The organism is Methanomicrobium sp., assembly GCF_055145805.1.
On the sequence record NZ_JBSREC010000015.1, the window covers coordinates 1 to 10,361 of the forward strand.

General features: G+C 39.9%; 10 protein-coding genes and 1 pseudogene. 5 read left to right on the forward strand and 6 right to left on the reverse strand.

Annotated elements, in window-relative coordinates:
* From ACTB1O_RS00990 to ACTB1O_RS01000, 3 genes and pseudogenes are all read right to left on the reverse strand, one after another.
* Positions 1-287, reverse strand: a pseudogene (locus ACTB1O_RS00990) (iron ABC transporter permease); the annotation flags it as partial.
* Between the two features lie 27 nt (positions 288-314).
* Complete coding sequence (locus ACTB1O_RS00995; RefSeq protein ID WP_462993277.1) at positions 315-1,568, reverse strand: ABC transporter substrate-binding protein; 1,254 nt, start codon at positions 1,566-1,568, stop codon at positions 315-317.
* Entirely contained in the window at positions 1,568-2,110 is a 543-nt protein-coding gene (locus tag ACTB1O_RS01000) for a hypothetical protein (protein ID WP_462993278.1), read from the reverse strand. Before ACTB1O_RS01000 ends, ACTB1O_RS00995 begins: the two co-directional genes overlap by 1 nt.
* A gap of 239 nt (positions 2,111-2,349) precedes the next feature.
* Here ACTB1O_RS01000 and ACTB1O_RS01005 point away from each other — a divergent pair, with 239 nt between their 5' ends.
* Positions 2,350-3,054: a type IV pilin N-terminal domain-containing protein gene (locus ACTB1O_RS01005; protein ID WP_462993279.1), complete on the forward strand. Its 705-nt coding sequence runs from the start codon at positions 2,350-2,352 to the stop codon at positions 3,052-3,054.
* Positions 3,055-3,058: 4 nt separating this feature from the next.
* Complete coding sequence (locus ACTB1O_RS01010; RefSeq protein WP_462993280.1) at positions 3,059-3,622, forward strand: type IV pilin N-terminal domain-containing protein; 564 nt, start codon at positions 3,059-3,061, stop codon at positions 3,620-3,622.
* Between the two features lie 18 nt (positions 3,623-3,640).
* Here ACTB1O_RS01010 and ACTB1O_RS01015 read toward each other — a convergent pair whose 3' ends face one another.
* Both ACTB1O_RS01015 and ACTB1O_RS01020 read right to left on the reverse strand, forming a co-directional pair.
* On the reverse strand, positions 3,641-4,618 hold the full coding sequence (locus ACTB1O_RS01015; RefSeq protein WP_462993281.1) for a nucleoside recognition domain-containing protein: 978 nt from the start codon (positions 4,616-4,618) through the stop codon (positions 3,641-3,643).
* Between the two features lie 535 nt (positions 4,619-5,153).
* Complete coding sequence (locus ACTB1O_RS01020) at positions 5,154-6,080, reverse strand: ABC transporter substrate-binding protein (RefSeq protein ID WP_462993282.1); 927 nt, start codon at positions 6,078-6,080, stop codon at positions 5,154-5,156.
* Between the two features lie 221 nt (positions 6,081-6,301).
* On the opposite strand from ACTB1O_RS01020, the gene ACTB1O_RS01025 reads away from it, so the two are divergent.
* Together ACTB1O_RS01025 and ACTB1O_RS01030 are read left to right on the forward strand one after the other, a co-directional pair.
* Entirely contained in the window at positions 6,302-6,937 is a 636-nt protein-coding gene (locus tag ACTB1O_RS01025; RefSeq protein ID WP_462993283.1) for a type IV pilin N-terminal domain-containing protein, read from the forward strand.
* Positions 6,934-7,635, forward strand: a complete 702-nt coding sequence (locus ACTB1O_RS01030; RefSeq protein WP_462993284.1) for a type IV pilin N-terminal domain-containing protein — start codon at positions 6,934-6,936, stop codon at positions 7,633-7,635. The genes ACTB1O_RS01025 and ACTB1O_RS01030 overlap by 4 nt, the downstream gene beginning before the upstream one ends.
* A 514-nt stretch (positions 7,636-8,149) precedes the next feature.
* Here ACTB1O_RS01030 and ACTB1O_RS01035 read toward each other — a convergent pair.
* Entirely contained in the window at positions 8,150-9,943 is a 1,794-nt protein-coding gene (locus tag ACTB1O_RS01035; RefSeq protein ID WP_462993285.1) for a bifunctional metallophosphatase/5'-nucleotidase, read from the reverse strand.
* Between the two features lie 90 nt (positions 9,944-10,033).
* On the opposite strand from ACTB1O_RS01035, the gene ACTB1O_RS01040 reads away from it, so the two are divergent.
* Positions 10,034-10,361 (forward strand): hypothetical protein (locus tag ACTB1O_RS01040; protein ID WP_462993286.1); only part of this gene is annotated, 328 nt, incomplete at its 3' end.

The following is a 10,361-nucleotide window of genomic DNA, read 5'->3' on the forward strand; positions in this document are numbered from 1 at the left end:
CCGGCTGCGATTGCAAATATAACCCGATGAAGCCTAATATCCCATATGACAATCTCGGTCATTGATTGTGAACCCTGTTCAGCCCCTAAAAAAAATCCACAGAATCTTTCTGAAAGTCCGGAAAAAAGCGCCTGATAGGACTGCAAAATTGAGATTTCTGCAGAACCAAGTGTCACACCGATGCCTGTTAAAAGAATTAAGATCAGGGTTAAGCCTATGAAGAATGTCTTGTTTTTTGCCTTTATTTTTTTGCATTGTGTGTAAAATGCCTCTGAATCAATTGTCATTTCAGGTCCCCGCCAGTCCTGCCATAATTATGGAGAGACAAAAACCCCGTCTTTTTTCACATCAAAGTCAAGGTGCTGGAATTGTGTGATATATCTCTGGTGAGTTTCTGCCGGGTCAATGTTTTCAAATTTTTCCGGATATAACCATTTTGCAAGGTAAATTGTGCCGATTATGTATTCTGGCCCCCCCAGGATATCGTTACTGAGGATATATACACGATTTTCTTTGAGTGCATCAAGGTTCTGCCAGCCTGCACGATCTGTTATTGTCTGATATACTTCCTGGGCTTTTACAGCGTCTGAATCCTCATATCCGCCAAAAGCAAGCTTTCCCGAACCTATGAGCTTTACGACAACATCCGGATTTTTAATAAGAATTTCTTCCGGGTTTACAATTGGATATTCAGGCGTTGCATCCTCAAAGATGCTGACTCCGCCTGCAATGTTTATCTTTTCATTATATCCTGATCCCTTTGCGGCACTCTTGTAATCATCCCAGCTTTCAAAATAAACCTGCGTACGCTCCTTTTTTGGAATGCCGGAGATTGCAGAATTTATAAGGTTTGTCTGCTCGGAATAGAAATCAGCAAGACTTTCTGCTTTGTCCTCTTTGTCAATTACGCCTGCAAGAAGCCTTGTCTCTTCGAGGTAGGTTGAAGGATTGTAGAGATCAAATCTGAATATTTTAATTTTCGGGTCCATCGACTGGATTTTCTCCTGTATTTCATCTGATTTATCCTCCATGAAATCTGCGTATATGAATACTGCATCAGGCGATAGGGAAATTATTTTCTCATAATCAGGCGACCAGACCGAGCCTATGTTTGCTTTATCAGAATATTCCGGGAAGAAGACTTCGTCATCAAGTGTATATTTCCCGACACCTGAGACTTTGTTATCCTCAAATCCAAGTGATCTCATTGTCTCAAGCGTTTCGCCGTTTAAAACAGCCACATTTTTTAACGGCCTGTAAAGAGTTGTAGCCTGGCCTTTGAAATCATAAACTGTTTTTGGTTTTCCATTCCAGTTTGCATATATATATGCTGCATCGGAGAGATCGGTTGTTGGCTGAATGCCCGGATTTTCGTCAAGATATTTTTCTGTCAGATATGAAAGGATTTCAGGTGCAAGTTCGTCTGAGGTTATAATCAGATCACCATTTTCATCAAGAGGGAAGATTTCTGTATTGTCCTGTAAACCATCATGTACAAGGCTGATGAACAGGATTGCGACTGAAAAAAGAATTGCAAAAAGCACTGTTTTTTTAGCTGTATTTACCATCAGCAGTTCTCCTTATGTAAAATTGTCAGGAGAAATCCGGCAATAACAATTGAGAGTATTGTAAAAACGCCTGAAAATCCAAACGGACTCTCTTTTGCAGTAGCGCTATTCTGACTGGCGCAATCATCCTGTTTGGTTATTTTTTGTTCTTCTTCGGATTCAGTGACTGATAATTCATCTCCGCCCCTTGTGCCTGCTACGAGATCTTCCCAGGTTTCGAAGATTTCGCCTGCTGCAAGATTCGGGCAGACTACATTCAGGTAAATATTGTTCTCACCGGTGAGAGTTACAATAAGGGTTTCTGCATTGCTTCCATAATGACCTTCTGGGATATCAGTATCTGTTATCTCAAAGCTTCCAGGAAATTCAAGACTCAGACCGCCGGCTGAGATATTTGAAATTTCTATTGCAATTTGGTATTCATCAGTTTCCCCCGTCGGAGTTATTGTATATGCTACTCCCTGTAAACAATCTTCTGCCATTGCTCCCGGTATAAATAAAAAGAAGGATACAGCTGCAAGAAATATGTATGCATTTTTCATATGTGACTCTCCTGTATTTTTTTGTCAATTTATTTAATTTTCAAATCTAGTAATACCAAATGTAGATTAATTAGGTTTAATTTATAACACATATCTGTTCAATTTGTATTTGATATGATCTATTCTCATTTTTAACACCTTTTATAAATTAAAAAAAGAAAATTATATTACAAAGTATTACTTATCTTAACATTAATAACAACAAGATGTTATTTTATAATTTTGATGAAGGTGAAAATATGAAAAGTGAAAGAAATGAAGGCGTATCACCGGTTGTCGGCGTGATGTTGATGCTGGTTGTAACAATTATTATTGCTGCAGTAGTAAGTGCTTTTGCCGGAGGATTGGCATCAGGACAGGAAAAAGCACCTGTTGCCTCGTTTGAATGCAATATTGTAAATGATGGTACCTGGGGAGGCAGTGGATTTAATTTACGAGTTCTTTCTGCAGAAGAGGGAATACCAACTAAAGATATTATGTTGGTTACATCCTGGAAAGCCTCTGATGGAACATCTAATAGTAATACTATAGCGGGACCAATGTCGACCCCTAATGTACATTACAACAACGATACCGGAACAAGTGCCGACACCTATGTAGCTCCTTTAGGATTTGGACAGGCAATTGAAGGCTGGAAAGCGTCAGGTTCTTATTCCGTAAATCAGTATTATGGAAATTATACTCTTATGGCTGGAACAACAATGCATAATAGTCCATACGGATGGAGTGAAACATATGGAGGATATGGTGTCTCATCAGATACGCGCTATGAATACTCAGACGGTACAAAATTTTCAATAGCAAATCAAGATCAGGATTCTCTTATGGCAATACTTGGTGATGACTGGTATCATCTGAAACCGGGTGATGTTGTTTCAGTAAAATTGGTGCATGTACCAACCGGTGCTGTAATTTTTGATAAAGATGTTGTTATGGAGGGATAAAATAATGAAATCATGCACAAATAATAATGAAGCCGTATCACCGGTCGTTGGTGTTATGCTGATGCTTGTTGTGACTATTATTATAGCTGCGGTTGTAAGTGCGTTTGCAGGGGGGATTTCTGGAACTGCAGATAAAGCACCACAAGTTCAGATTAAAGGTACTTACAGCATCTCAGATGGGATGACTATTGAGCACATGGGTGGAGATGCAATTGGTACAATTGATACAGTTGTAATGGTTCGTCCAACCAAAACATTTGGAGATGCTGAACATATGGTTTGGACAGTAAATAAGACAACACTTCTCAACAGTCCTTCAGCAGAAGTCGGATCAAAGAATGCATGGATGAGAGAAGCAGGTTACTCCGGTGAAAAAAATTTTGCAGCCGGATCTACAGCATACATTAATCCACCATATCATCTGGATAAATTTTTGCAGCCAGGAGCATCAAGTTATGGAACTTATTCTTTTAATTATACCGCAAATATTGGAAAGACATTCTGGCTGGAACTTGCGGATTCTTCAGGAAAAGTGTTTGCACAGAGTGAAGTAACCATTACTTCATAAATTTTTTAATTCTTATTTTTAAAAAACAACTATCACAATCCCGATACACACAATCTTTGCCGCCATGCTGATCGCATAAGTCTTGTATGTTATCATAATGCCGTCTCTTCCAAAAAGAGCAAGATAAAGTGGAAATGAATATTTTGCATATATCATTGTTATTACAACCATGCTCCCGAGAATCAGGGTTATGAATGCCTGCTCCATATTCAAAACTCCCGTTTCAATAAGTGATCCAACTATTGCATACCCTGCTGAAAAATGCACAAACTGAGCCACAAGCGCTGCCGTACTCTCTCCAGGAAGGCCTATTAGATTAAGGACAGGGTCAAAAGCCATTGCTATGAGATCCATAAGACCTGCAAGGGAAAGCAGATAAAAAATAAGCATAGTTGCAGTGGTTATTGGGATAATCTTTTTTAAGATTGGGATTGACTTTTTAAAACCGTCTTTTATGTTTTTCTTTGAAATTTTTGTTTTTTCTCTTTTCTTTTCCACTCCCACATCCTTTTTTTCTTCATTTTCAGGATTTTCACTTCGACCGGCATTCAGGAAAAGGTGGTTGTATAAAATTGCACAGAGTGCCTGAAGAAACGATGAGAAGAAGTTAAAAAAAGTATATATCAGTCCGATTACAGGGCCAAGAAGAATTATTGCAGTAGGAAGTTGTACCCTGAATAAAGATTCACCAAGGACAGTTGGAAATGTTCCAATCAGAAGTGAGGGTATAAGTTCTTTTTTTTCAATCTTACCATCCCTGTAATACTCTGCAAGCATGGATTTTCCTGCTGTTGAGTTTACCGCCATTGACAATACTGAAATTGCTGCACCTTCCGAGAGTCCTGAGACTTTGCACAATGGCCTGCTTATCTTCTGAAGTCTGAGAAAAACACCTGTTTCGCCGATTATATTTACTATGATTATTCCTGTGCAGATAAGAATTACTGCTTTTACCAGATATTCTATTAATGAAAAAAGCGGGATAATGACAGTCATAAAGCACCAGTTATTTAAAATATGTATTATTATTTCATAAACAATTGTATTCTATTCCAACTACAGGATACCATATCAGATCATGGAATCCTTAAAATAATATTTGCAAAAAAAAATCCCGATATCATTATACATTTCAGTCGCATGCCCATCTGTCCTGTCAGCTTTTTTAAAATCCCTGTCCTGATTTACAAAAAACATCTCTTTTTTTCCATATATCCAAGTGCAGTTTCAAGGTTTGTCAGGTTTCCAAATCTGATATTTGTTGCAACCAAGGTGATTACATCTGCCTCGTCACACATTTTTTTTAAGCTTTAACGCTTCAGAATCAAAATAACGGAAAAAGGAAAGTGCTGAGATGCACTTTTACAGATTTCTCTGCCTGTTTTTCCGGCGGAAGAGAAAATATAAATTATTTTTTTCTGCCTTAGGAGGTGCTAAAACTACATCGCAAGAACGCCGAAAACATCCTCCAGAATATCTGTAAAAAACAGTATTATAAAAAGTGTTAAAAGGAAGAGTCCTGCTGACTCAATTATTGTGTTTCGCCATTTATACATTTATAAAATAACTCCAGACCCTCAGTAATTCTCGGCCCAGGTCTTGAGACAACATCATCAGTAACTGTATATATTCTTCCGCTTTTAACCGCAGGAACATCTTTAAATTGTCTATTTGAAAGGAATTGTCCTTTAAAATCGACATTCATAGAACCATGGCCAGAAGGCACAATAATTACATCAGGAGACCTGTCAATTATCGCCTCATCGGATGCAACAAAATATCCTTCCAGATCAAAGAATATGTTTTCTCCTCCTGAGAAGCGTATCATTTCATCCTGAAGTGTGTTATTCCCTGCAACATACAGAGGATCCGCAGCAACGACATACATTGTCTTTGGCGGAGAAGTTTCATGCGGCATGTTCTCAATATCTGAAACCTTCGATTTCATGCCCAAAACCAGATTGTCCGCACTTTCGGTAAGTCCCAGAGCTTCCCCCAGGGAATCGATATTTCTGTAAACATCATCAAATGTATTTAATTTGAATATAAGTACAGGATACCCCAGAGTTCTAAGCTGTTCTATAGTGATTTTGTCTGAAACAGTGGTTGCAATTATAAGATCAGGATCTTTTGATACAATTGATTCTATACTGAGTGTATGCGGACCGCCCACCGAAGGTACTGATTTTACCTCCCCCGGATAATTGTCATAATCATTTCTTCCTGCAAGTGAAACGCCGGAATTATTGGTATTTATTGCATAGAATATCTCAGTCTCGCTTGGCGCAAGGGATATTACCCTTGCCGGATATTTTGGTATTGTCACCTTTATGCCCGTATCATCAGTTATTATGACAACTCCGCTGTCTGCGGCCTGAATGGAAGTATCCGTACATCCCGCGGTAAATGCGGCAATCAGAATTATTAAAATGAAAAATACATGTGCCCGGATTTTCATAACGAGTGTATGCAATTATCCAATAATAATTTACTTAAGTTAAATTGAGATGAGGTATTTTAATTGCGGTTAACACCCCCCGGTTTCCCGTTTTGGGATACTCTAATATACGAGAGTAAATAAAAATAATTATCAACTTATGTTGAATTAACTCAACTTAATTTTATTTGGTTAGTAGTTCTGACATAAGCCCCCCCTTAGAAATTGGAGGTTGTATGGAAATGGTTTTGAAAAGAAATGAAAATTCGGAGGCAGTATCACCCGTTGTGGGCGTGATGCTGATGCTTGTTGTAACGATTATAATTGCTGCGGTTGTTAGCGGGTTCGCAGGCGGGCTTACTGGGAATACAAAGGCAGCGCCACAGGCGGCAATTGATGTGAGAATAGGATATGGTGATGTGGGCATGGGAAGTAATGGCTATAATATGGAATTTGAACTCCTGAGCGGAGATTCCATACCGACAAAGGATCTGGCCATCATAACTTACTACACAAATAATAGTGGAACTACCTTCCGCCATGAACAAACTGCCACAAGTGAAGCAACGCACTTTGTTACAAAATATGGTTCCGAATATTATATTCCAACTCCATTCCTGAACGATATGAGGGACGGATATGCTTCCAGCACCCCTTCAAAATGGTTTGGGAATTTCACATGGAAAACCGGCGATATTATGGATGCAGGTGGATCCTATGGAGAAGCAGGACTTGCACAAATGCTTGGGATCAGTGAACCAAATTCCCCATATGAAATAGGAGATCCTGACTTTGGGACAGGCAGTGTAGTTGACGTAAAAATCATGCACATCCCAAGTGGCAAATATATCTATGACAAGGAGGTTGTTGTAGCATGAAAGGAATAAATAATGAAGCAGTATCGCCGGTAGTCGGCGTCATGCTTATGCTTGTGGTAACAATTATTATTGCTGCAGTTGTTAGCGGATTTGCCGGAGGACTGGCAGGAAATCAAAAGATGGCCCCGCAGGTAACAATCACTGCAGAACCTGTTGTCAAAGCTTTCCTGGACGAAGATAAAACAAACTCCGAGGCCGATTACGGCATATCTGGTTTTACTGCAAACAATGGCATAGAATTTGAAAATACGGGCGGAGATTCTTTCTCTTTAACTGATATTGACATCCAACTCAGTTCAGGGACCACAAAATATACCCTGTCATATATAGATCAGGTTGACTATTCTTCTGATTGGACCTGTTTGGAAGAGAACATTACTGCAGGTGTTGATTTTGAATATGGTCAAAACTATGTATCTGTACCTGTAGCATGGAATCATTTCGCGAAGATTGGAGGTTCGAGTCTTCAGGACATCTCTATTTCACCCGGTGACAAATTTATGCTCTATGCATGCGGATGTTATGACTCTACTAATTCGGCGTATGGACCATCATCCAGCAATGGAAAATATCTTGTATGGGAACCCAAAGGCACAAGTAATGGATTTGGAGCACAGTTTGGAAAGGAGATTGGATACAAGATTATCGATAAAGATTCTTCAAAAATTATCGCAAGCGGTAATGTTGTATTTAGTTAATAGATAAATTAATGAGGTTTACAACATCCTCAATATCTTTTTTTATTGCTCAAAATTAAAATCATATTTTAACAGGCAAATTCAACAAAATTGAATTTTTTTCATTCTTTTTTAGAAATTTTATTAACGGAAATCTGTAGTTTTGATTCAATTAAATTTTTACCAGCATATCTGGTGTTTTGAAAGTATCCGGACTACTTTGATTGGGCACCTCCTATGTACTCACTTAGCCAAATATACTGACCAAGGGGTTTGCTCCCACAGCAATCAGTGAAGATGCTGATACCTTTCAATCACCCAGACCTTGCTGAGATTACAAAACAACTTTTATCAGATTGATAAATTTCAGAAAAACAAATTACAAAATGTTTTTAATATGATATAATTACAAAAAAAGAAGAGAATACATCACTATTTTCTCCCATGCAATTTGTATATATGTTGTGAAGGAGCATTTCTCAAAATCCCTACATTACACCATTAATCACAATTATTGTATATATTGGTGGAAAATTCAAACTCCACAAGCAGGTACGCCGATCTCAGTATTTATTATATCCAGCGGCTGAGGCAGTCCCTGAATATAATTTATAAGTGCATCAATATCCGCCGGGCCGACATTCACAGTAACTCCCCAGTCCCATGGCGGTGCTAAAACTCCTCCGCCCATGGCATTTCCATAGGCCATATAGTAGTTCATAGCTGCCGTATATGTTGCATCTTCGTCAAGCGGAACGCCGTTAATCAGAACTTCTGTTACCCTGCTGCCAGCAGGCAGGGAGGGATCCCAGGCATATGTTATTCCGGAAACGGAAAGGTACTCCTCCGGCAACGGTTCTTCCCACTGGCGTTCAAGAATGTCTTTTATCTGCTCTCCTGTGATCTCACGTGATGCAACATGCGGCCGGCTGTACCATCCGCCGTACTCTGCAGCAATGGACGCATCCGCAGGGAGGACTGCTTCCAAATCTTCCCAGGCAATGTTGCCTTTAGGGAGATCTGACTGTATAGAACCCGGCAGAGTGCCTGCTGTCACAAGTGCAATATCAGTGTTCATGGCAGCCCGCTGGGAATCAGCCACAAGACTGCCAAGCACTGATTCCCCCGAGGCATCAGGAATTCGTGAAATATTTGCTTCACTTGTTGCAATAACCTCAGAAAGCAGCTTTGAAACGGCTATATTCATTTCAGAAAGCAGTTTCTCAGCGGCAGGATCAGGTGATGTCCCCGGCGACTGATCAGCATATACAGGTACAATAACTGCCGATTTTCTGATAATCTCATTGCTATGAGGGTCAATAAGGAGCTCAACATCTGCATATGCCACCCCGTAAGCATACGCTTCAGCGACAAGGACATCTTTCCCTCCGGCATTTGGAAGATATGCATTTATAAAATCATGAGTATGGGCGGCAAGGACAACGTCTACATCCTCATCAAGTTCAGATACGATCACGGTTACCGGACCTGTAACATTGCAACCTTCACGTGTCGGCCCTGAATACGCCTCCTGATTTCCTCCGTTGTGAAGCAGAACAACAATAGCATGGATTCCCTGTTCCTGAATTTCGGGTACATAACTGTTTATTGCCTCACTTTCGTTTATAAACGATATTTCTTCAATATTCTGTGGAAGCTCAAGAATGGTTGTTTCAGTAGTAACGGCACCGATGAAAGCCATCTTTGCACCATTTATTTCACGGATTGTGTATGGCGGGAAAACGGGTGTTTTGTTATCTTTCCACACAACATTTGCACAAATGTAGTCCGCCATGGCGCCGGGATATGGATTTATGGTGTGCTGTATTTTTGTGTCCCCGTTTCCGCCGTAGATAATACGCATCAGCTCATCCATTCCGTCATTAAATTCATGATTGCCGGGAATCGAGATTAAATTGCATTTTGTGCATTTTCCGCTGTCCAGCGGATTGCATTCATTGCTCACTAATGAATTAAAGAACTCAATTGCGGGCTCATCCTGAAGGAGAGCTGATTCTGCCGGAGATGCCCCAATTGTATCGCCAGTCAGAGCTATTACAGTATAATCCGCATCTGATGAATCCATGGCCGAATTAAGATATGATGCCAGAACGGGAGCACTCCCTGCCGGCCGGCAATTCAGCTCCTGTCCGGGATATAGATGCCCGTGGAAATCGTTGACCGCTAAAATAGATACATTAACCGGATTTGAAGAGTCCTGTGCGTTTTGGCATCCTGCTGAAAAAGAAACAGCTGCCAGAGCCATAATAATCAGGCATATGAGAATGTTTCGTTTGATATTATGTGATAGTGTCATAGTAATCTCCAAAAAATACACATTTTAATTTGTTCTAAATAAAAATAATTTTACCTGTGGCCACCGACTCATTATACAATAATTTTTAATCCAGACTTTGAAATGGAGGATTCTCAGTTGAAAATAGTCTATATCAGCGCCGGAACAGGCGAAAATCCATGGATAGAGGAGGCCGCGGCGTCCTGCAGAAAATCAGGACTCCAGATAGAGGTTGTACAGTCAACTTCCGAGGCTCTTGATTCAGAGGAGAAAAAATTTGCAGAAATTCTTGAAGATGTCAGAGTTTGTCAGCTTTTGGTGGTGAGCAATCACGGTAGTGCAACATATTTCAAGAAATTCGATCGCCTCATAAATACAGCGAAAGAATACAGCATAAATACATTTTTTGTAAGTTCGGTCAGAGAGGAAATGGCCGAGAATCGTCATCTCT